The organism is Terriglobus sp. YAF25 (genome assembly GCF_052113305.1).
Lineage (GTDB): Bacteria > Acidobacteriota > Terriglobia > Terriglobales > Acidobacteriaceae > Terriglobus.
Genome location: NZ_JBFRCY010000066.1, coordinates 1 through 22,749, shown reverse-complemented (window position 1 = coordinate 22,749; position 22,749 = coordinate 1). Strand labels below are relative to the sequence as shown.

Annotated in this window: 19 protein-coding genes and 2 pseudogenes; 10 read left to right on the top strand and 11 right to left on the bottom strand. The window is 57.8% G+C overall.

Annotated elements, in window-relative coordinates; all coding sequences use genetic code 11:
• The 3 genes and pseudogenes from AB4043_RS04375 to AB4043_RS04365 form a co-directional block, all read left to right on the top strand.
• A pseudogene (locus AB4043_RS04375) lies at positions 1-1,027 on the top strand (TonB-dependent receptor); the annotation flags it as partial.
• Positions 1,028-1,203: 176 nt separating this feature from the next.
• Entirely contained in the window at positions 1,204-2,406 is a 1,203-nt protein-coding gene (locus AB4043_RS04370) for an SGNH/GDSL hydrolase family protein (RefSeq protein ID WP_442301181.1), read from the top strand.
• Between the two features lie 110 nt (positions 2,407-2,516).
• On the top strand, positions 2,517-3,407 hold the full coding sequence (locus AB4043_RS04365) for a nucleoside hydrolase (protein WP_442301180.1): 891 nt from the start codon (positions 2,517-2,519) through the stop codon (positions 3,405-3,407).
• A 31-nt stretch (positions 3,408-3,438) separates the two neighbouring features.
• On the opposite strand, the gene AB4043_RS04360 is transcribed toward AB4043_RS04365, so the two are convergent.
• The gene (locus AB4043_RS04360) at positions 3,439-4,854 is read right to left on the bottom strand and encodes an alpha/beta hydrolase family protein (protein ID WP_442306558.1); all 1,416 of its coding nucleotides are present in this window, start codon (positions 4,852-4,854) and stop codon (positions 3,439-3,441) included.
• A gap of 168 nt (positions 4,855-5,022) precedes the next feature.
• Positions 5,023-7,080 (bottom strand): hypothetical protein, encoded by a 2,058-nt coding sequence (locus tag AB4043_RS04355; RefSeq protein WP_442301178.1) that lies wholly within the window; start codon positions 7,078-7,080, stop codon positions 5,023-5,025.
• Positions 7,081-7,132: 52 nt separating this feature from the next.
• Here AB4043_RS04355 and AB4043_RS04350 point away from each other — a divergent pair, with 52 nt between their 5' ends.
• Entirely contained in the window at positions 7,133-7,336 is a 204-nt protein-coding gene (locus AB4043_RS04350; protein WP_442301177.1) for a hypothetical protein, read from the top strand.
• A gap of 49 nt (positions 7,337-7,385) precedes the next feature.
• Here the strand turns inward: AB4043_RS04350 and AB4043_RS04345 are convergent, their stop codons facing one another.
• Entirely contained in the window at positions 7,386-9,578 is a 2,193-nt protein-coding gene (locus AB4043_RS04345) for an outer membrane protein assembly factor BamB family protein (protein WP_442301176.1), read from the bottom strand.
• On the opposite strand from AB4043_RS04345, the gene AB4043_RS04340 reads away from it, so the two are divergent.
• The 3 genes from AB4043_RS04340 to AB4043_RS04330 all read left to right on the top strand — a co-directional run bounded on the left by AB4043_RS04340 (position 9,467) and on the right by AB4043_RS04330 (position 11,589).
• On the top strand, positions 9,467-10,186 hold the full coding sequence (locus tag AB4043_RS04340; RefSeq protein WP_442306557.1) for a MarC family protein: 720 nt from the start codon (positions 9,467-9,469) through the stop codon (positions 10,184-10,186). The two genes, AB4043_RS04345 and AB4043_RS04340, sit on opposite strands and share 112 nt — an antisense overlap.
• Positions 10,187-10,390: 204 nt before the next feature.
• Positions 10,391-10,738 carry a DUF488 domain-containing protein gene (locus AB4043_RS04335; RefSeq protein WP_442301175.1) on the top strand — a complete coding sequence of 116 codons (348 nt, stop codon included), beginning with the start codon at positions 10,391-10,393 and terminating at the stop codon, positions 10,736-10,738.
• 434 nt (positions 10,739-11,172) lie between these two features.
• Positions 11,173-11,589: a response regulator gene (locus tag AB4043_RS04330; RefSeq protein WP_442301174.1), complete on the top strand. Its 417-nt coding sequence runs from the start codon at positions 11,173-11,175 to the stop codon at positions 11,587-11,589.
• A gap of 91 nt (positions 11,590-11,680) precedes the next feature.
• Here AB4043_RS04330 and AB4043_RS04325 read toward each other — a convergent pair whose 3' ends face one another.
• On the bottom strand, positions 11,681-12,334 hold the full coding sequence (locus AB4043_RS04325; RefSeq protein ID WP_442301173.1) for a DUF4142 domain-containing protein: 654 nt from the start codon (positions 12,332-12,334) through the stop codon (positions 11,681-11,683).
• Positions 12,335-12,662: 328 nt separating this feature from the next.
• Here AB4043_RS04325 and AB4043_RS04320 point away from each other — a divergent pair, with 328 nt between their 5' ends.
• Positions 12,663-13,805, top strand: a complete 1,143-nt coding sequence (locus tag AB4043_RS04320) for a glycoside hydrolase family 76 protein (RefSeq protein ID WP_442301172.1) — start codon at positions 12,663-12,665, stop codon at positions 13,803-13,805.
• 100 nt (positions 13,806-13,905) lie between these two features.
• Here the strand turns inward: AB4043_RS04320 and AB4043_RS04315 are convergent, their stop codons facing one another.
• Positions 13,906-14,655: a carbohydrate-binding family 9-like protein gene (locus AB4043_RS04315; RefSeq protein ID WP_442301171.1), complete on the bottom strand. Its 750-nt coding sequence runs from the start codon at positions 14,653-14,655 to the stop codon at positions 13,906-13,908.
• Positions 14,656-14,784: 129 nt separating this feature from the next.
• Between AB4043_RS04315 and AB4043_RS04310 the strand changes: the two genes are divergently transcribed.
• Entirely contained in the window at positions 14,785-15,717 is a 933-nt protein-coding gene (locus AB4043_RS04310; RefSeq protein WP_442306556.1) for a family 16 glycosylhydrolase, read from the top strand.
• A 75-nt stretch (positions 15,718-15,792) separates the two neighbouring features.
• On the opposite strand, the gene AB4043_RS04305 is transcribed toward AB4043_RS04310, so the two are convergent.
• Complete coding sequence (locus AB4043_RS04305; protein ID WP_442306555.1) at positions 15,793-16,029, bottom strand: hypothetical protein; 237 nt, start codon at positions 16,027-16,029, stop codon at positions 15,793-15,795.
• Here AB4043_RS04305 and AB4043_RS04300 point away from each other — a divergent pair.
• Positions 16,028-16,183, top strand: a complete 156-nt coding sequence (locus AB4043_RS04300) for a hypothetical protein (RefSeq protein WP_442301168.1) — start codon at positions 16,028-16,030, stop codon at positions 16,181-16,183. The genes AB4043_RS04305 and AB4043_RS04300 overlap by 2 nt on opposite strands.
• Positions 16,184-16,233: 50 nt before the next feature.
• On the opposite strand, the gene AB4043_RS04295 is transcribed toward AB4043_RS04300, so the two are convergent.
• The 5 genes and pseudogenes from AB4043_RS04295 to AB4043_RS04275 form a co-directional block, all read right to left on the bottom strand.
• A complete protein-coding gene (locus AB4043_RS04295) occupies positions 16,234-18,054 on the bottom strand; it encodes a phosphoenolpyruvate carboxykinase (GTP) (RefSeq protein WP_442306554.1) in 1,821 nt (606 codons plus the stop codon).
• Between the two features lie 30 nt (positions 18,055-18,084).
• Positions 18,085-19,632, bottom strand: a complete 1,548-nt coding sequence (garD, locus tag AB4043_RS04290; protein ID WP_442302315.1) for a galactarate dehydratase — start codon at positions 19,630-19,632, stop codon at positions 18,085-18,087.
• A complete protein-coding gene (locus tag AB4043_RS04285; protein WP_442302316.1) occupies positions 19,629-21,209 on the bottom strand; it encodes an aldehyde dehydrogenase (NADP(+)) in 1,581 nt (526 codons plus the stop codon). Before AB4043_RS04285 ends, garD begins: the two co-directional genes overlap by 4 nt.
• An 18-nt stretch (positions 21,210-21,227) precedes the next feature.
• Entirely contained in the window at positions 21,228-22,565 is a 1,338-nt protein-coding gene (locus AB4043_RS04280) for an enolase C-terminal domain-like protein (protein WP_442302317.1), read from the bottom strand.
• A pseudogene (locus tag AB4043_RS04275) lies at positions 22,565-22,749 on the bottom strand (MFS transporter); the annotation flags it as partial. The gene AB4043_RS04280 and the pseudogene AB4043_RS04275, both read right to left, overlap by 1 nt.

Here is a 22,749-nt window from a genome sequence, read left to right as displayed (position 1 = left end):
CTCATATACCTATATTCCGCAGAACTATCGCAATCCGTACGTGGAGAGCTACAACCTGTTTGTCCAACACGCCTTGCCATGGGACTTCTCGCTCTCGGTAGGCTATGTCGGGAACCACGGCGTAGGAATGGGTGCAAACCAGAACATCAATCTCTCTTCGCGTCTTGGGGGCGGCAATGCTGACCTGCCACTGAATATTGCTTTCGGAAGGACAGCGGCAGTCACACAATACTTCATCGGCACGTCCACCAACTACAACTCGCTTCAGGTATCGTTGAACCGTCGCTTCACGCACGGCTTCTCCAACATCACCTCGTTCACGTATGGCAAAGGGCTGAACCTTTTCACCGGAGACGATGGCGGCTTCATGTTCTACCAGGACCAGCGCCGCAACTACGGTCCGACCGATTACGACCGCAAGTTCAATCTTCAGGAAGCGTTCACCTATGAGCTTCCGTTCGGTCGGGGCAAGAAGTTCCTCAATCACGGAATTGGAGCTTACGCTATTGGTGGCTGGAAGCTGTCTGGAGTGGTCTCAGTTGTGACCGGTACCCCGTTCAGCGTGACAGCGAATAACAATCTCAATACACCGGGATGGACACAGACGGCCAACCTCACTGGAACGTTCACGAAGCTGGGCGGCGGGCCAGGACACAAGTGGTTCGATACCTCGGTCTTCTCTCAGCCGGCCGGATGCACGGCGGTCTGCTCGGAGATTTCGGGCACATCGGTTGGCAACACGGCACGCAACGCATTCCGTGGTCCGGGATTCGTGCAGAACAACGCGTCGATCTTCAAGACATTCCCGGTCTACAAAGAAGGCACCACGCTGGATATCCGTATGGACATCTTCCAGGTGTCAAATACTCCACAATTTGCAACTCCAACCACCAGCACCGGTCCGGATGTTGCGAACATTACCGGGGGAACCTTCGGTCAGATCACCCGCACCATTGGCAGCGGAAGTGGTGTCAACGGAACTGGAGGCGGCCGCTCATTGCAACTGGCCGCGATCCTGAAGTTCTAAAACCTTAACAAACCGCTAAAGCGAAACGGCCTCGTACATTTTGTACGAGGCCGTTCCGCTTTAAGAGCCTTTTCCCTGTTGCTGGGTATCCCGTCGAATCGAGCCTTGCCCAAAGGGTCTCGAGTTTGGCACCATCGATTGCGTTATTGATTTCTTATCTCGGAGCGTTCTCTAAAATGCGTGTTCAGCAATGGTGTGCGATTGGCTTTCTGTTAACAACGATCTCAATGGCAGGGGCTCAGACTGCTACCTCCACCGTGATGACGGGAACCTGGGCTACCGCGCCTGTCCAGGCACTTGCCAAAGCCGCCGACGCCGGTGACAAGACGATTCGCAACATCGTGCACGTCTCCCTTGGATCAACGGACACAGTCAGCGTGCAGTTGACCAATGAGTTTGGGATCGAACCGCTTACCGTAAGCGCTGCCACCCTCGCACTCAGGCAGACGGACAATACGGTGTCCACGCCAGTTGCCTTGTCCTTTCAGGGGCAGGCGAGCATTGTGATTCCCCCCGGCAAGTTCGCCTGGAGCGATGCGGTTCATTTGCCCTTCCCTGCGATGAGCGATGTTGCCGTCAGCTTGTTCGTTCCCACGCAGCCGATGACCTTCGTCTCGCAACACAACTTTGCGAATGCGACCAACTATCTGGCTCCGGGAAACCAAGTATCTGCTCTCACCTTGACGGATGCAACGAAGTTGATGAGCTTCCGTTATCTGAAGTCTGTCGCGGTGTCCTCGCCTTCGCAGGGAGCGGTTCTCTGTTTCGGCGACAGTATTACAGATGGCTCCAGAAGTACCGCCGATACGAACCAGCGTTGGCCTGATCTGCTGGCCAAGCGTTTGGCCGCAAATTCCCCAACGGCAACGATGGCGGTGATGAATGTAGGCATTGGCGGGAATCGTATTCTCCACGATGTAACCGGCCCCAGTTCTCTGTCGCGATTCGACCGTGATGTCCTGGAGCTTGCGAACGTTAAGTATGTCGTTCTGCTGGAAGGGATTAACGACATCGGACATAGCTATGACCAGAAGAATCCCTATGACCATGTGTCGGTACAGGAGCTCATCGCGGCAGATCGCCTGCTGATCACACGCGCCCATGCAAACGGGCTCAAGATCATCGGCGCAACACTTACGCCGTACCTCCCAACTGGATACTCCTCGCCCGCCGGAGAGCAAGTACGCACTGCATTGAACCAGTGGATACGGACCGGAGGCGAATTCGATGGGGTGATCGATTTCGATAAGGCGACGTCAGATTCCGCAAAGCGGGACGCCTTTCTTTCGACGTACGACAGCGGCGATCACCTGCATCCGAACGATGCGGGCATGAAAAGCATGGCTGATTCCATCGATCTGACGCTATTCACGAAATAGCGACAGATTGCTCCCGTAACGATACGCCGCAAGAGTCGGGTTTCTGGAAGGTGGTAGAGAAGATGCGCAGGATCAGACGGATTCATTGCTTTGCGATACTACTTTGCTGCTTGGCTCAGACTGCACACAGCCAGACAGCGGCGCCCGCTCCTGCAAGCCATCAGATCATCATTGATACCGACATCGGCGACGACATCGATGATGCATTTGCCCTCGCACTTGCACTTCAGAGCAGGGAGATTAATCTGCTCGGCGTTACAACTGCAACCGGCGACACAAAGACCCGCGCACAGCTTGCCCTTCGCATTCTGCGCGAGTCTGGTCACGGTTCTATTCCGGTAGCTGTAGGGCGAACGACACGCCCGCCTACGACGCTCACCCAGGAAGACTTTGCCAAAGACGTTGATCTCCGAGGGGTTCGTTTCCCCTCGGCGGTTGACTTCACCCTGGGGCAGATTCGTAAACATCCACATCAGATTGAACTGGTGGCGATTGGCCCTCTTACCAACCTGGCCGACATGATCGACAAAGATCCCGCAGCATTTCATCTGCTGAAGAGGATCGTCATCATGGGAGGCGATATCCCAACCGAGACCGAGAAAGCCTCGCCGGAGTGGAACATTAAGAACGATATAGCTGCGGCACAGAAGGTCTTCGCTGCAGGCGTTCCGATGACGGTGTTCCCTCTCAATTCGACTCGCTTGAGACTTGATCCCGAAAAACGCAAGACCATCTTCCGCCAGGCATCCCCACTCACCTATATGCTGACAGCGCTCTACTACCAGTGGGGACGAGAAACACCAACCCTTTTCGACCCGATGACCATCGCATCTCTGCTGCAGCCTGATGTCTGCCCGACCATCCCGATGCGGGTAAGTGTCGACGAAAGAGGATCGACCGTCCCATCATCCGGAAAGCCGAATATAGAGGTCTGCCTCACAGTGCATGAGGAGCAGTTCTTTCAGCTTTACCTGCAACGCATACTGGCGAAGCATCCGTAGCCGGCTGTTCAGGTCCCGTAGGAGGTACGCGTCACTTTCCCTGGAAGATGCGATCGGCAAACTCAATAAAGTATGGCCAGTTTGGTGCGGGGGTGTGGCCATACTGGTGCTGCCGGAATGCGATTTTTCCGGTATTGACGAAAGTATTCATCGGCGGAAAGGTGCTGTTGTTCAACCCCTTCATCCCATAGATCTCCCAGGCCGGACTGGCTGCGGCGGCCGCCATGAACATGCCTTGAGCATCCTGCCAGGCGTCTCCGGGAAGGTACTTCGGGTCTTCGATGAAGGCTCCTCCACCGATAAACACTGCGCGTGGAGCAGCCAGTGCAATGAACTCGTGGCTGTCGACCGGCATCTCGTTGGCCGTATGGCCAGCGGCCGCATAGTGCAGGAAGTTGCCGGCAAACCAGTGAAACTCCGAGTTGCCCGCGAGATTCCCCACAGCCTCGCCATAGTTGCGGCGGTAGAGGTTGGCGCCTCCCGCTCCCGAAGACGAGATATATCCGATGGAGATGCGTGGGTCATCGACCATGGCAACCAACGCCGCCTTGCCTCCGCGCGAATGTCCAGTGACGCCAATCTTCGTACTATCCACGTCCGGATCAGTCACTAGATAGTCCACGATGCGGCTATCGCCCCATCCCCACGCGCGCAAGACACCCCAGTCATCCAGGCTGCGTGGCTGGCCCTTGTTTACCAAGCCGATAATGCCGCTGATCAAGCCGGCGCCGTTGTCGGCCTGCACCTCATTCGACGTACGGCTGACAAAGCCCCATCCATGCTTCAGCAGAAGCTCCGCGGAGTCCGGCGGATTTTCCGGCATGGAGAGCATATGTACCGGCTGACCGGCTGCCGCCGGCGGGCGCATCACCGGGCGTGGACGAGTGGATCCGCCACCGATGATGACCGGCACCTTTTTGCCTTTTGCTGAGACCGGCGTCACCAAGTCAGCGTGGATGTCGACGGTGATGGCAGGATACGCCGAGTTGTCCGTATGCCCGACGAGATGCTTCACAACCGCCGGAACACCTGCGATCGCCATCTCTTCGGTACCGGTAACCGTCCAGCTCACCGATGGAATCTTCGCTGGAAACTTGCCGTAAACATCCTCGTCAAACAGCGCTTTGATCTCCCTGCGCCGCTGCTCCCACTGCGCCCGCGTCTTCACCTTCGTTCCGTTCTGCAGGCTCATCATCTCCGGCAGCTTCGGAARAGGATTCGCCTTAGACTCGTCGTAATTCGCATTGCCGGGCTTGCCAATGTCATACGCGGTCACACCCGGTTGCATCGCCGTGACGCCCAGCAGCTTCAGTTCGCGATTACGCTCGGCGGCATTGCCTGCTTCGATGCGCGCCCGCTCCTCCGGAGAAGGCATCTGGCCTGCTACGGCGGCAGTAAAGACGATTGCACTAAACGCTGCCAAAGCAAGCCTGGTGCGGATATCCATAGGTCTCCTCAGAAAGTAACGTCGATCACAATGCTGCCGCGTGCGACGTGGGATTTAGTTTCGCGCCCGAATAATACTCCCTTGAAGCCCCGGAGTGCATTACCGCAAACAAATCTCCCGGCTACGCCGAGATGGGCACCCGGTTGTTCAGTTCTGGAGGCCACTCCTTCAGGGAAGGCGGCCTCTCCATGTTGGATTCGTGAAGGCGCCATCTCCGGCGATATCCCATATTGCAACGCGGGCCCACGTCCAGTGAGTAGCCGAGACATTCCACTCCAAGTTCTTCGTTTCGAATTCATGGGTCGACAACAGGGGAAAGCTCTCAGTGTGCGTTTGCTGGCCGTCGCCCCACACTACCTCTGCCAGCCGCAACGGGAAGGTAGACGATGCGGTGACGGCGACGCGCAGCAAATCTCCCTGAGCGCTGATCTTCGCCTCGTGCAGCAGCACTTCTCCCGTTGAGATGAAACCGTCGCCACGTGCGGTGGCGTCGAGCACACTGCTGTAATGATCGAAGTCCGGCAACTGCTTCATCGGCACATAGTTGATGTTCATGTGGGCGTATAGTTCATCGGTAGAACTAAGTTGGAAGACATCCACTTCGCCAAGCATCACCTTATGCAGACCGAGATTGTTAAGGTCGTCGACAGTTTTGAAAGCACGCAAACCCAGTTCCGGACGAGAGAGATCGGATGGCATCGCCTTCCATCCAGTGCCGAAGTACTGGGGATCGCGGAAGTAAGCAGTATTCAAAATCTTCTCCGGGTATCCCGTTGATCCCTTTGTGCGCGGATGCGTGAGGTACACGTAGCCATGCTCTTTTTTGACGAGATCCCAGATCTCTTCTGGATTTCCAACGCGATATACCACTCCGCGCCGCGGATCGTTCGCCGAAAAGGGCTCGCCCGATTTACGACCCATGATCCAGTTGACCTGCTTCGGGAAGGTCACCGACCAGTGACCGCCCAGAACGTAATTTGCCTCTTCTGCCGGAATGAGCAGAAAGCTCTTGTTACTGAGCTCTCTACAAGCCTGGTAGTACTGCGCAATTTCTCGCAGGCGGATTTCACCAGGATCGGATGGGTGACCATCGATATGGAAGTCCATGATCATGGCGGCATCGATACCGGTCTTCTCCATCTCCGGCTTGAAAGGTGGGACCCATCCCTTGCCGCGCGCAACTGCCTGTTCGGTATAAGCAAGATGCCAGTGGGGCGCGAAGGTGATGTAGCCGTCGAGATGCTTGAAGCGGTCGCGATGCGTATACTCCAGCACCTGGTCAAGCGCCTGTTGCGGCGCGCCTGCTCCCAACAGGAAGAAGATGCCCATCTCCTGCTTGCTGCCGGCAGGCGCATTGATCCACGGATAGATGGCGGTATTGTCATCGACCGGCTGCTCGATTCCCAGCCCCACGTGTCCACGCCATGCGCTGTACCACGCGTACCCCATGTTCGTGGTGTAGTCGCGCGCAAAGAGATACCTGTGTGGCGCCGGGAAGGCGACGATACTGCCGCTACCGGTCTTCGCCGCGACGGCACGGTAATGTACTTTCAGGGTGTGGCGTTCTGATCCATAGGGAGAGGTAATGGATTGCAGCTTACCCTCTTCGTCGTAATAGACGATGTTCGATGCCATGTTGAGCCCCGGACGGCGGTCTCCTTCCGAGGTGATCTGGATACCGGTGTCGTAGGTGTAGGCAACATCCGACTCCGAAGTCTGAAGAACGGCGACCTGTTGCACGAGCGCACTCCCGGGGTAGAAGACATAGCGGAGTATGCCCGAGAAGATGCCCATCTGCAGGCTATTGAAGTCAACATTGACCCGGTCGCCTTCCATGGATGCGGTGACTGCTGTTGGATGGAAGTCCTGCAGAAACGTGCGTGTCCCCTGCGGGCGTGCCGGCGGGAAGTCAAAGAAAGCATCCCAACCGCCAGTGCGTATCCCCGTGGTGCAGCGATAGTATGGCGTAGCCTTCTCCACAATGGTTGAGCCATCCGCAGAGATGGAGCGGATGAGCGGATCCTTGCTTTCAAGCGAGAAGACCGCCTTCCATGCATGGCCCTTCGCGTCCTTCCAGTCCGCGGTGAGCGCGTCATCCGTGGAGCTCACATGTATGGCTCCCTGGCGAACAGCAGATAGATCRACACGAATACGGGCTGCGGACACGATAGGCGTGATCACCATGGAAAAAGCCAATCCGAGGAGCACGCGGCGACCGAGATGCATTTGTATTCTCCGAAAGAACTATAAACGCAGGTAGCTTCGGCGTAGCAGACGAGTGCGGGAACACACGGCCGTTGCCGATGGAATGATCACTGTGACACTCAATGGCCGGGGCAAGATCGTCGGTGATACGACCTTCGATCTCACTGACTCCGGTGCGGTAGGAGCAGTTTGGATCCGAGGCGTGCACGGACCTGCTGAGATCACGATAGGCCATCCGGTATTTGAATCGAAGTCCGTCGTCGTCAGTATGTTTTAAACCCACATCCCGGCGACGCCGGGATGTGGGGCACCCTTTTGCGAAGTACTTATTTCACGGCCTTCTCAACCTTGGGGAGAGCAAAGGCGACATAAGAACCATGCACGATCTTCGGAGTGGTCGTGCCAAAGTACGTCGATGCAGCGGCAGCACAAAAGACGATGTATTGCCGCCCGCTGATCTCATAAACAGCAGGTATGCCCTCGAGAGCTTCCTCCACGGTAGCCTCCCAGAGAACCTTGCCGCTGGCTGAGTCGAGCGCACGCACCTTGTGATCGCGCGTACCCGTGAAGATGAGGCCGCCCGCTGTCACAACCGGACCGACCTTCGGCATCTGGGAGCCGGTGTCGTTTATGCCTTTCTCTGCAAGCTCAGGCACCTCGCCCAGCGGGATCTTCCAGCGGATGTCGCCCGTGTTCAGATCGTAGGCAGTGAGTGATGTCCAGGGTGGAGCAATCGCCGGAAGGCCATTCCGTCCCACCATGAATCCAAACCCGCTGCGATAGTGCGCCGTCATCGGATCGACGACCTTCGGCTTTGAAGCATCCGCATCCACGGCAGGCGCAAGATCCGGTTGCGCAAGATAAGAGAGGATGTTACCCGCATCCGCTTCCGAGATCTTGGCGAACGCCGGCATCTGCCCCTTTCCGTATTGCATGACTTCGCGAATTTGCTCGTCTGACAGCCGCGTTCTGACATCGGCCAGCGACGGAATCGCCGGCGGTTTCCCCGCACGATCCGCACCGTGGCAGATGCTGCAATTTGCCTGATAGAGGTCGCGGCCCTGCGCGATTGGAGGTCCAGACCGATCCACATCATTCGCGACCTCAAGCTTCAGCATCGCGGGCAGATCTTTCGAGACGACATACACCATACCGGCAGGATCAGCCGCTGCCCCGCCGAAGTTCGCTCCGCCATTATTGCCCGGCATCTGCACGGTATTCTGTGTCCCCGGCGGCGTGAAGAGGCCGTGATTCTTAGCCTCAAGCATCTGTTTGCGAAATTTCTCGCGCTCATCGGCATCGAGATAAGGATTGATCTCGTCGGTAGTGAAGCTCTGTCGCGCAAAAGGCAACGGCTTGGTCGGAAAAGGCTGTGTCGGCCAGGTCTCCTCGCCGGGCATGTCCGACTTCATCTGCGGCCGTTCCTCAATGGGCCACAGCGGCTTGCCCGTCTCGCGATCGAAGACCCACAAGAAGCCTGTCTTGCCTGGTTGTGCGACAACATCGACCATCTTGCCGTTGTGCTTCACGGTGGTCAGCATCGGCGTGGTGGCATTGTCATAGTCCCAAATGTCGTGATGGACCATCTGGTAGTACCAGACAAGCTTGCCGGTGCGCGCGTTCAGCGCAAGCAGCGAATCGCCATAGAGGTTCTTGCCAAGCCGGTTCGCACCGTAGAAGTTGTATTTCGGGCTGGCCGTGGGCACATAGACAATGCCGCGTTTCTCATCGAGCGCCATGCCTTGCCACGCATTGGCTCCGCCGGCAGTCTTCCAGGCATCCTTCGGCCAGGTTTCGTAACCTGCTTCCCCTGGATGCGGAATGGTGTGGAAGATCCACGCCATCTTGCCCGTCAGCACGTCATAGGCGCGAAGGTCGCCAGGCGCTGAGTTATATTCCTCATTCGTGGCAGACCCCAGGATGAGCAGATTCCCAAAGACGCGGCCCGGATTGACCGACTGCACCAGCGTCAGCGTATGAGGATCGCGCTCCAACCCTTCCCGCAGATCGACGTGACCGTTCTTGCCGAAGGTTGTGATGCTCTTACCGGTGCGCGCATCGATTGCCTGCAATGAATTATTCACGGCAAAAAGAAGCCGGCGGTCGGACCGGTCAGCGCTCTCCCAATAGTTCAGGCCGCGATACGTAAGCAGGGTGGCCTTCGGATCAGTAGGGTGCACCCACAGCTCTTTGCCTGTGGCGGCATCCAGCGCAACGATGGAGTTCTCTTTCGCCAGCACATACATCACGCCGTCAATCACAAGAGGATTGAAGAGGTACTTGCGATTGTCCGAGGTGGAGTACTTCCAGGCTACCTGCAACTGCGTCACATTGGAGCGATTGACCTGCCGCAAGGCCGAGTACTGGGCGCCATCAGCGGCGCCGCCATATTCCCGCCAGGTTGTGTGTGCCTTATCGGTGTGCGGCTTTGCGGATTGAGCCAGCAGAACACCGGGAACGAATCCGAGCATCGTTACGGCAATGGTTTGCCAGGGCCTGTGCAGGAAGCTGTTTTGCATGCCTAGTCTTCCTCGGCCTCGCGGGCGATGCGCCGAGAGCCGTATACAAAAGCCTCGCGAGAAAGATCGCGTTCAATAACGTCATTTTCCTCGGAATCTTCGAGCTTCTGGGCTCAACCATCCTGAAGTTTTTTGGGATTTCCCTTCCCATCGTGCAGGTTTCAGGTGGTCTGGTGATTGCCGCTATTGGGTGGTCCGTTCTCAACGAGAAGGACTCTGGCGCCGCCGCAAAGGACAAGCAGGACGAAGCCCATGTCGCGCCTGAAAACCAACTGCAGAACCTGGAGGAAAAGGCGTTCTATCCGTTTACCTTTCCAGTCACCTCCGGCCCCGGAACGCTGGTTGTTCTGCTTACGCTCAGCGCCAAGTTTTCCGAAGGGCCCAATAGCGCGGTCGTCCTGGCCCATCTGGCGCTTTTCCTTGCCATTGTCGCGGTCAGCGTGCTGGTGTTTGTGTGCTATGCACATGCCGCCAAACTCACGAAACGGATTCCGGCCTCAACCGCCCACGGAATTTTGCGAGTAGTGGCGTTCATCCTTCTCTGCATCGGCGTGCAGATTACATGGAATGGCGCCTCGGCATTGATCGCAACGTTAGCTCGCCATTAGAGCATTTTCCCCTGTAGGTATAGTGTAGGGCTACCGCGTCTATGATGCGTCTTCCGCAATGAAAACGCCGCCGCACGCCCTTCCGGGATACCCAGTAACAGGGGAAATGCTCTAGATCGCCAGGCCCACCTCAATCGTCCGTGACGAAAGCGAGCCGGTGCAGGCCACCCAGGAGTTTGTTCAACGATCCAATCAGGAAGAGCTATGAATGTCCGGATAAAACGAGCCTACGAACCGGCTGCCCCATCTGATGGATTCCGCATCCTCGTGGATCGCCTGTGGCCACGGGGGGTATCCAAGGCGAAGGCACATATTGACCTTTGGCTGAAAGAGATCGCTCCAAGCCCGGAGTTGAGGACATGGTTCGGCCATGATCCAGCCAAGTGGAAAGAGTTCCGCTCTCGCTATCTATCGGAATTACGCGAGAAAAACGAGGAAATCGATCAGATCAGGGAAAAGGCCAAGGAGGGCATGGTGACCCTGGTATACGCGGCAAAGGACGAACAACATAACGATGCCATCGTGCTGCTTGAACGAATCGGTCACTCCTGAGCGTACAGAAGTGTTCAACTGCGACTCCAGCCGCATATCGGCATATACATGCCGTTTGCTGTAACGGAACAATGGAGAAGCAGGTTCCATRCTCCGAAGGATTCGTCGAGGTCTCGAACTCGTTCGGTCATGTTCTTCCACAAAATTGCCTCACAATAAACAGCCCGATTCCTGCAGTTCCCCGGGTTAAATCGATCCGGAAGGTCTGCCACCGCACAATTGACAGAACAAGACATTCGCTGCAAGCAAGCTTCTGGAAACGGCTGCATCGGGGTGGGCCGGCGGGCAGTGAGAGAGTCGATTTCGATACTTTATTAAAGCGTTCTAATTTGCCCCCCTTGCAATATCGCTATGCCATAGGTTAAAAGTGGTAAACATCCGGGCCATAATGACAGAGTTACCCTCCCTGAGGGTCGAAGTAGTAGGCCACGGCAATGGAGTGGTTTGCTTCGAACAATATGCCAGGCGCCTTGGGAAGACAGCGAATCTACGTAGTTGATGATGAGCATGTGATTGCGACGACACTTGCAATCATCCTCACCCAGAATGGCTTCGATGCCCTGGCATTCGGGTCCGCGAAAGAGGCAATAACCGCCGCTGACGTGTTACCGCCCGATCTTCTGCTTACCGACGTAGTCATGCCGGACATGAATGGCATAGAGTTGGCCATCCGATTTCGCCAAAAGTATCCTGATTGCAAGGTTCTTTTATTCTCCGGTCAGGCTGCCACAAACAACCTGCTCGAGGAAGCAAAGGGTGCTGGATACGATCTGGAACTGCTATCTAAACCTGTCCACCCACAAGATCTTCTTGCCAGACTTAGCTGCGATTCAGCCACTGGAAAAGAATAGCTTGCGAACAGCAGCGTCGAGCGTAATCGGCTCCAGGTCGTGAGTTCTAGAGCATTTTCCGATCTCTCGTATCGTTAGAGTCGCGTCGTATTTATTGCGTCCTTCCGGAAACTTTCGACTTGCTGTCCACTGCGACATTGTGACGTTGTGCGATCTGCTCAATAAGGCGCAGATGCTGGGAGACCATGCCTGAGCCCTGCCGCGCAACCTGCTTGACGTTTGGATCCTGCGCCAACTGCGCTTCGTCTTTGAATTCTTTCAGGTCCTGTTTATGGTCCTGCATCATTGCCTGGATGTACGCCTCATCGAACTGCGCGCCAGAAAGCGCCCCAAGCCGTGCGATGAGTTGCACGTTCTTTTTGGATGGCTCCTTCGGTTCTTTGACTCCCAACTGCTGTGCGATCGGTTTTATCTGCTCGCCAAGCTGACTATGGTCGTCTACCATCTTCTGACCGAACTGCCTTACATCTTCGCTTTGGGACTTTTGCTGTGCCAGCCGCCCCAACTCCACTTCGGCGGAGCGACCTTCAAGCGCTTTCTTGACGAAGTCTTTGTCGGCTGTCGCGGAGCTGGCATCGTGGCTCATCCCTCCTGGATTCATGGGCTGCTGACCAGACATACCGGGCTGTTGCTGGCCGTAAGCGCCGGGCGGGTTCTGGCCTATAGAAATCGTACTTGCCAGCAGCGTGGACATCATGCACAGAAGAAGCCGGCCGCACGTTCGTTTCGTAACTATCGCGATCATAAACTTTCGCCTTTCCTGTAATTTCCGTGGAAGTCGCCTCACCCGCGCGCAGACTCGCGGATTACTCTTGACTTCGAAATACCACCTGGACGAAGCTACGCGGCAGTCCTGTGTACCCGAGGGTTGGCTACTTAGAGAGAGATGATGATCGGCCCGTTGCCCTGAAATATGCCTTATCAAACGGGGATGCATGCTGCTTCTCTTCCCCTGGGGCGAATGAGTATTTTTCAATAGCCTGGATGCTTTCACCCGGATGCTTTCACCCGGATGCTCATGCCCTGTTACGCTGATGCGGTAGCGTTGAAGGTTATTGCAGAAAGTTTGATAGATGACACTTGTATCGATTTCGCTCGCTACCGCTGTGACCCTCGGAAGCTTTCTCCAGGCGGGAGAACTTTTACCAGCCACATCTGCTCTTCATTTGCAGACCATCGAGAATCAGCACGTAGCCGACGCAGATACCGGTGAGCGGGTCAGAATCGCCGCCGGAGCATTGATGGTTCACTACGATGAATCAACCGGCTTGTGGGACAACAAGGGCTGGTGGAATGGCGCTAATGCGCTGACAACGCTCGCCATGGCGACAAAGGTCAGCCATTCAGGAGTTGCCCCACAAGTATTCCGCAACACGTTCGTCAAAGCGCAACTGCGCTTCCCGGGCTTTCTCAACGAGTTCTACGACGATGAAGGCTGGTGGGCACTAGGGTGGATCGAAGCCTACGATGCGACCGCGGAGCCCGACTATCTCACCGCAGCCAAGAACATCTTCGCCGACATGACAGGCGGGTGGGACGAAACCTGCGGCGGAGGAATCTGGTGGAAGAAAGACCGCCACTATAAAAATGCAATCGCCAACGAACTATTTCTTGCGGTTGCTGCTCGCCTTGGACTTCATACAAAGGGAGCGGAGCGGACGAAGTATAGATCGTGGGCGCTCCGCGAATGGAGATGGTTTCAGGCCTCGGGGATGATAAACCAGGACAACCTGATCAATGATGGCCTGACTTCTGCCTGCAGGAATAATGCGCGAAATACCTGGAGCTATAACCAGGGAGTCATTCTCGGCGGCCTCGCCTCGCTGTCGCAACTGACTGGCGAAAAGTCCATGCTGAAGACAGCCCTGACCATCGCGGATGCGGCGACGACACATCTGGTGGATAAGGACGGTGTTCTGCACGATAAGACCGAGCCGCATTGCAGCCCAGATACGGTTCAATTCAAGGGAATCTTTGTGCGCAACCTTCTTCCTCTCGAATTGTCTTCGCCGAAACGGCGCACCATGCAGTTCATTCAGACAAACGCTGACGCCATCTGGAAGACCGCAAGGACGCCAGCGAACGGCTTCGCTTGTAGTTGGAATGGACCGCCAAGTGAAGATAGCCCTGGAGCTTCCAGCTCCGCACTGGATGCGTTCGTGGTCAATGCCCTGCTCACTGCACACCAGGATGGCTCGATCGCGAAGGCGCGATGAATTCCGGAGTCGACAGCGGAGGACATTGCCGTTGTCTCGGCAAATTCAAAATCCCCATTCGCCAGATCGGCCTTGATCGTGTGCGAGTGGTGATGGATGGTTACCGGAACCTGAGATAACCCCACATCTCCGGAATATGCATGTTCACCGCGCCCTGCGGAGACCACACCCAGTTGTCCTCATGGGGCTGGCCTGCTTTCCACTCCACACGGCTGAAGTTGACACGCCACTCTGTGCCTGGCCTGGGAGGCTCGACCGGAAGCCTCGACGTGAACGCAGACCAGGGGATGGCAATCTCGACGCTCCATCCCTTATCAGTGTCATCGCTCTTGTTCAGAGTGCCTTTCAGCGAGACCGCCGTCTTCAGGCCTGGAATATCCCAGGAGTTGTCGGCCTTGCCGCCCTGCCGGTAGGGCTTGTTAAGGAACAGGTCCCAGGAGGTATTCAGCGCATTGATCTCAAACTCAAAGTATCCGGGTGAGCCGGTGAGCGGCTTCAGAAACAGCTCGAAGTCGTTGTCATGGAAGATGACCGAATCGTGCTCGGTGAGTTTTGCTTTGATGTCGGGTTCCTCCAACTCGGCGCCAATGTAGAGGTAAGTCTCATCCCACAGCATCTTCATGCGCGTGCGAAAACGCGGGCGTGGCTTGGCATCGCCTTCAATGTCCACGAAGTCAGTGCTCCAGACAGCGGACTTCCAGGGGCGGTCGTCCAGTTTGCCGTCGATGACCAGTGGTCTGGCAGTGTGCTTACAGTCATAGCTTTTCGGAGTCTGCGCGACGGCACCAGGAAGCATAAGAGCCAGGGTGCCGGCCGCGAGGGAGCGAACGCAGAAAGAAAGGGTGCCCATAAGGATGGGGCCATCATAAGGTGTCTCTCAGGAAGCGGGCTCGGTCAAAAGGACCAGGTCGATACGAACCAGTGGACCTTCCGGACTGATGCGAAGGCGCTGAGTACGCAACTTGCCCGCAATGTGAGCGTGCATGATGGCAAACTCTACATTACGCCGCGCAAAGAAGATGTGGCCGACATGCACTACACCGGCGGAGGCATCATCAGTAAAGCCGCATTTCGTTATGGATATTTCGAAGTCACCGCACAGGTTACCAATGACCCGGGATGGCATACGTCGTTCTGGGCAATGGCCGGTGATGGCAAAACGACCTTCACCGACATAAGCCGTACCGAGATCGACGACTTCGAAATCGAGTCGCCGCTAAAAGTTTCAATGGGATACCTTGTGTGGAAGAACCGGCAAAGCATGAGTTCGGAGCGCTGCAATGCCGCATTCAGTCCCGGTTTCAGCACAGCCTCTGGCATGCACACATACGCGGTGGAATGGACAGAGACGTCCCTTACCTATTATCTCGACCGAAAGAAGATCTGCCAGCAGACCTACCTGCCAACTCAAGGCACCCACGACCGCGTAAACATCTGGCTGACGACCATTGGCGCCAAACAGCCGATCGATGCGAGCGGCACAAGTCCGGCCGTCTACTCCCAGGTTCGATACTATGTGCGTGACTACTACATTGATGCAACGGAACCAGGCTATGCCGAATACGGAAAAGATTGGCATGATGGCCCCGAGCCGGGATTCAGCAGTTCCCTAACCCGCGCCTCCTGCAGTGGTGACGCCACGGCCATGTATGTTCCCTCCATCGTGCAAAGTGGAAGCTATAACGTGCAGGCCTGGCACGTGAAAAATAATCCAGCGCTGCGAAATGGTGCAGGCGAGGCACACATCCTCAGCAAGGCCGGCTTAAGTACAAAAGAAATTCCCGCCGATACAGCAACAGGCTGGGTTGACCTCGGCACTTACGATTTCGAGCGCGGGACAACAGGCTCCGTCACGCTGGCACCGAAAGAGGGTTGCCTCGAAGCGAACATGGTGAAGTTCCTGAGGCGCTAGCTGATTGCAGCCACGGTGAACACGGTGAAAAAGATGCCTCATTAGGCTGGGATGAACTCGCGTCAGGAAGCGTTTCTACCCATAACCTTGATAAAGTAAAACGTCATGATTAAAGTGCACGTAGGCCTTCGCACCAGGTGCGGCGCCCTCCGCTTGCAGACTTTCCGCCTTCACAACACTGCTCTGCAGCAATGGACCGCTGGTTTTGGTATCCACGTGAGTAATCTGCGGTCCAGATTGCGCCAGAACATCGGAGAACATAGCCGTTCCGGTCAATGCAGTCATGGAAGTCAGGAGTTGTCGACGATTCATGCTTCCCCTCCGCAGCAAGTCTACAGGACACGCAATCGGCCGGTTGAACGACTGGTCCCTCGAAGCAGGCATCCTCAAGAATCAGCGAGGTGCGATTCCGCACAACGCATCATCAGTCACCGTGCCCGCGAACGACGAGGAACCTTTCAGCTAGCAGGGGATATCCATAACGGAATTGTCTCCCCTGCTCCAGCCCTCCATGTCCTAGAGTCTGCAGATGAGCAGTTCACGTTCGTAGATCATCTCCGGTGGCAAGTGAGCGTGGAGCAGGAGGAAGAGCTCCTCGTGATCCATCACCTCTTTTCTCCATGCGGTGTGATCGACCTGCTGCAGCTCCAGGAACTGCTCGCGGGTGAACTTCAGCCCCTTCCAGTGCATGTCCTCATAGCGCGGCGTCCATCCGATCGGTGTCTCATCACTGCCCACCTTGCCCGTGGCCCGATCGACGATCCACTTCAGCACACGCATGTTCTGGCTGTAGCCCGGCCACAGGAACTTCCCTTCCGCATCCTTGCGGAACCAGTTCACATGGAAGATACGCGGCGTTCGCTTCAGTTTTCGTTGCATCTTCAGCCAGTGACGGAAGTAGTCACCCATGTGATAGCCGCAGAACGGAAGCATCGCCATTGGATCRCGGCGTACCGCACCCAGCTTGCCTGCTGCGGCSGCTGTCATCTCCGAGCCCATCGTCGCCCCGGTATAGACACCGCTGGACCAGTTGAAGGCCTGATAGACCAGAGGCATCGTCGTCGCTCTGCGTCCGCCGAAGATGAGCGCTGAGATCGGTACGCCCTCCGGATCTTCCCATGCCGGGTCAATCGACGGRCACTGCGCTGCCGGCGCYGTGAAGCGGCCGTTGGGATGGGCCGCCGGGGTCGATGATGCCGGAGTCCAGGGTCTGCCCTGCCARTCCAACGCCTCGGCAGGAGGCTCCTCCGTCATGCCTTCCCACCAGATATCGCCGGTCGGCGCGCCGTTCCTGGTTACCAGGGCAACGTTGGTGAAGATGCTGTTTTTGCTCAGTGCCGCCATCGCGTTCGGGTTGGTCTTCGCGCTGGTACCGGGAGCTACGCCGAAGAAACCGGCCTCCGGGTTGATGGCTCTGAGATGTCCGGTCGCATCCGGCCTGATCCAGGCGATATCGTCGCCAACCGTCCACACCTTCCAGCCCTCGAARCCTTTGGGCGGGATCATCATGGCGAAGTTGGTCTTGCCGCAGGCCGATGGGAAGGCGGCGGCGACGTAGGTCTTCTCGCCCTGGGGAGACTCCACACCCAGGATCAGCATGTGCTCGGCCATCCAGCCCTCGTCGCGGGCGATGTTGGAGGCGATCCTGAGCGCAAAGCACTTCTTGCCCAGCAGCGCGTTACCGCCGTAGCCGGAGCCGTAGCTCCAGATCTCACGCGTCTCCGGGAAGTGCACAATGTACTTGGTCTCGTTCTGCGGCCACGGAACGTCCTGTTCCCCGGGAGCCAGYGGAGCGCCGACAGTGTGCATGCAGGGCACCACACGGCGGGTGTCCTTATCGATCTCCGCGAAGACCGCCTTACCGATCCGCGCCATGATGCGCATGTTCACGACGACGTAAGGCGAGTCGGTCAACTGCACACCAATCTGCGAAAACGGAGACCCGATGGGCCCCATCGAGAACGGAAGAACGTACATGGTTCTTCCCTTCATCGATCCACGGAACAGGCTCTTCAGCTTCTTGCGCATCGCGAACGGGTCTTCCCAGTTGTTGGTCGGACCGGCGTTRTCCTTCGACAGCGAGCAGATGAAGGTACGGTCTTCGACCCGGGCGACGTCGTTCGAGCTGGAGCGAGCGTAAAAGCAACCGGGCCACAGCTTCGGATCGAGACGCTGAAAGGTTCCGGCCGAAACCAGTTGATCGCATAACCGGTCGTACTCTTCCTGCGAGCCGTCTACCCAGTGAATCGCCGACGGCTGGCATAGATCCGCCATCTTCTCTACCCAACGGATAAGGTGACGGTTCGTCGTCGGAAGCTCAGTCGTGTGCTGCTGCATCGTTCCTCGCGATCTGCGTGGCGGCGCTGCTTAGGTGACGGGCCCCGGATTGAAGAGGGCGTATTCGTTGTGCAGACCCCAACGGTCTGCCCATGTCTGCTGCTCACCGCTCGCGACCTTAAGGATAAGACGAAAGATCTCCCAACCGATATCCTCAATGGTTGCTTCACCGGTAGCGATCTTTCCGGCGTCCACATCGATGAGGTCGAACCACCGCTTTGCGAGCGAGCTGCGTGTGGCTACCTTGATGACGGGCGCCATCGCCAGACCATACGGTGTTCCGCGGCCGGTGGTAAAGACATGCATGTTCATCGCGGCGGCAAGCTGCAATGTGCCACAGATGAAATCGCTCGCGGGTGTGGCGGCGAAGACAAGCCCTTTCGCCGTGACACGCTCTCCAGGACCTGTAACAGCGGTAAGCGGACTTGTACCAGCCTTCGCGACAGAACCCAGAGCCTTCTCTACGATGTTAGCCAGACCGCCCTTCTTGTTGCCGGGCGAAGGGTTTGCGCTGCGGTCGACGTTAGCGTGTGCCAGATACTCGTCGTACCAGGCCATCTCGCGCACCAGATCCCGAGCCACCTGCTCGTTGACGGCACGCGCCGTCAGCAGATGGACGGCATCGCGCACCTCAGTCACTTCAGAGAACATCACCGTCGCACCGGCACGGACCAGAAGGTCCGCGGCGAAGCCCACGGCAGGATTCGCAGTAACGCCGGAGAAGGCATCGCTTCCGCCACACTGAAGACCGACAACAAGATCAGAGGCCGGACAGGTAACGCGCTTACGCTGATTCAGACGCTCCAGACGCTTTTCGGCCATCTCCATCAGGGCCGAGACCATCTCTTCAAAGCCGTAATGCTCTTCGTCCTGCAGACGAACCACGTAGGGTTCTTCGCTCAGGACGGGCAGCGTGCTGACAGGCAGCATCTGCGAGGGCTGCATCTTCTCGCAGCCGAGACTGACCACCATCGGCGCTCCGCCGAGATTGGGGTTCAGGCTCAGGTTCCGCAACGTGCGGATAGGAATTTCGGCGCCGGGCGCGTTGATAGCCACACCGCAGCCGTAGTTGTGCGTGATTGCAATGACATCGTCGACGTTCGGATACTTCGGCAGAAGCTCCTGCTTGATGCGGCGAACTGCATAATCTACCGTGCCTGCGACGCACTGCACCGTCGTGCTGATGCCCAGGATGTTGCGCGTACCCACTGTACCGTCGGGATTCCGGTAGCCCTGGAAGGTGTAGCCCTCAAGCGGCGCGAGTGCCGCGGGCGTCTCGGTCGCTAACGGCAAGGCATCGAGTGCCGGAGGAGGTGGCGAGGTCAATGCATCCTCGGCCACCCATCCACCCTGCAGAATCGCACGCGCAGCATAACCGATCACCGAACCGTAGCGAATCACAGCATCGCCAGGCTGAAGCGCCACGAGGGCAACCTTATGCGCCTCGGGAACGGCTTCCTGCAGGACAAGCCCCGAGGGAAACTGCGTTCCAGCAGGCAGCCCCCCAGGATTCACGATGATGGCGACGTTGTCCTGAGGATGAAGCTGGATATACCGTGGTTCGTTTTCCGCTCTCATTTCTGTTCCACCTTGCCATCGCGCAGCCGCCACAGGCCGAGCGAGTTGGCATCGTCCAGCTCCGCCGGCAGAAGCGCCGCCGGAAAGTTCTGGTAGCAGACAGGGCGAAGGAAACGATCGATCGCCGTGGCGCCTACCGACGTATAGTGATCGTTGCTGGTCGCCGGGAAGGGTCCACCATGCACCATGGCGTAGGAGACCTCAACACCGGTCGGGAATCCGTTCACCAGGATGCGGCCGGCCTTCTTCTCAAGAACGGGAACAAGCTCCCGCGCCAGCTCGGTATCCGCTGCGGTCATATGCAGTGTCGCCGTGAGCTGGCCTTCGAGCGATGCGGCAATCGCCAGCATTTCTTCCTTGTTCTCGCACGCGATCAGAATGGACGACGGACCGAAGACCTCTTCCGAGAGATGGCGGTCCTTCAGAATCTCACTTGCCTTGGTCTGGAAGAGCGCAGGCACACCGCCCCAGGCCGAGCTGCCTGCCTGGCCGCGAGCTACTGTCTGTACAGAGGCATGTGCTTCGACAGTTTTCACGCCTTTTTCATAGGCATCGTGGATTCCCTTGTTCAACATCGTCGTCGCCGTTTTGGCGCACATCTTCTCGGCGGCAACCTGAGCAAAGCTGTCGAACTCCGGGCCGGTCAAGCCCAGAACCAGGCCAGGCTGGGTACAGAACTGTCCCGTACCCAGGGTGGCGGAGTCGGCAAAGCCCTGAGCGAGAGCAGCTACATCACCCTGGAGCGCGCCCGGCAGCAGAAACATCGGGTTAACACTGCTCATCTCGGCATACACCGGCACTGGCACCGGCCGCTTCGCGGCGATTCCGGCCAGCGCCAGGCCGCCAGCGCGGCTACCCGTAAAGGCAATGGCAGCGATTGCAGGATGCGATGCAAGGGCTCCGCCGACGCCGTTGTCGCGTCCTCCAACCATCGCGAAGACACCGGCAGGCAGATTGCTGGCGGCAACTGCCTTTTGAATCGCCCGGCCTACCAGCTCCGACGTGCCAGGGTGCGATGGATGCGCCTTGGCAACCACCGGGCAACCGGCCGCAAAGGCCGATGCTGTATCGCCACCGGCTACCGAAAATGCCAGCGGGAAGTTGCTCGCGCCAAAGACCACGACCGGGCCGATCGGAATCTTGCGCAGCCGCAGGTCGGGCCGCGGAAGCGGCGTACGGTCCGGCAGCGCTGAATCCAGAACCGGAGAAAGCCATAGCCCCTGCCGCACCACCTGCGCGAACAGACGCAACTGCCCGACCGTCCGGCCGCGTTCGCCTTCAATCCGGGGACGCGGCAGGCCGCTCTCAGCCATGGTGCGCTCGATCAGTTCATCGCCCAGATCGAGAATCGCCTGCGCTACGGCCTCGAGAAACTTCGCGCGCTCTTCCAGCGTGGTGCCGCGGAATGCATCGAAGGCTTCTGCCGCTAATGCGCAGGCCTGGTCCACCTGTTCCGTAGTCGCTCCGTAAAAAGTCGGCTCCAGAGCCTGGCCCGTTGATGGGTTCCAGCCCGTGAAAGACTCACCCTTGCCTGCAACCGCTTTTCCGCCGATCAGAATCTCGCCTGTAATCTGCATTCAGTTCTCCCGTCTCCTTTATGGTGCCACGCGAGGCAGCATGCAGGGGAGTTTCGGGTCGAAGGTCCAGCCCGGCATCAGGCATTGCATCCCCAGGGCGTCGTCGCGTCCACCCAGTCCCAGGCTCTTATAAACCTCGTGCGCGGCTTCCACCTGCCCCCAGTCCAGCACGACGCCCAGGCCTGGTGTCGATGGCACTTTTATTTCTCCATTCACAATCCGGAAGGGATCCTGCGTCAGCCGCTGGCCATCTTGCCAGATCCAATGCGTGTCGATTGCGGTCACGCGTCCAGGAGCTGCCGCAGCTACATGGGTGAACATCGCCAGCGAGACATCAAAGTGGTTGTTCGAGTGCGAACCCCAGGTCAGGTCCCAGTCGCGGCAGAACTGCGCCACCCGCACCGATCCCTGCATTGTCCAGAAGTGCGGGTCGGCCAGCGGGATATCCACGGACTTGAGCTGCGCCGCATGCCGAAGCTGGCGCCAATCCGTGGCGATCATATTGGTGGCTGTGGGCAAGCCGGTGGCGGTACGAAACTCCGCCATGATCTCGCGGCCGGAGAAGCCCTTCTCCGCGCCACAGGGATCTTCCGCATACGCCAACACGCCGTGCTTGCCGGTGCAGAGCCGCACCGCTTCGTCCAGTGACCATGCGCCATTTGGGTCGAGCGTGATGCGAGCCTTTGGGAAACGCGCGGCCAAGGCTTCAATGGCTTCCATCTCCGCCGCACCCGCAAGCACGCCACCCTTCAGCTTGAAGTCATTGAACCCATAACGTGCATGAGCCGCCTCGGCCAACCGCACGATCGACTCCGGCGTCAGTGCTTCTTCGTTGCGCAGACGGAACCATGCATCGTCCGCGTTCTCTTCGCTGCGGTACCCGGCATCGCTGCGCTTGCGGTCACCGATAAAGAACAGGTAGCCCAGGGCCTCGACTTTCTCACGCTGTTGCCCTTCGCCGAGCAGCGCCGCTACCGGCAAGCCGACAAACTGACCCAGCAGGTCGAGCATGGCGGCTTCAATCGCGGTCACCGCGTGTACGGTGGTGCGGAGGTCGAAGGTCTGCAGGCCGCGGCCTCCTTTATCCAGTTCGGCAAACGCCGACTGCACCTGCTGCAGTACGCTCTGGTAGTGGGCGATGGAGCGTCCGATCACCAGCGGCGCGGCCTGCTCCAGAACAGACCTGATCTTCTCCCCACCCGGGACTTCACCCACTCCGGTCTTGCCGTCGCTGTCTGTAAGGATCAACAGGTTCCGGGTAAAGTACGGCGCGTGCGCTCCGCTCAGGTTCAACAGCATGCTGTCCTGTCCTGCGACCGGGATAGCGCGCATGGATGCAATCTTCGGACTCGACATTATGCTGCCTGCTCCTTTGCCTGCTCCTTACTACCAAACTCCACACGATGAATTCTGCCCACCAACGGAAGGTAGGCAACGATAGCGGCCAATGCCGTAACACCGACAAAGACCAGAGCCAGATTGAATGATCCTGTCCGCTGCACGATCCAGCCGATAATGATCGGCGTGGTAATGCCGGCGA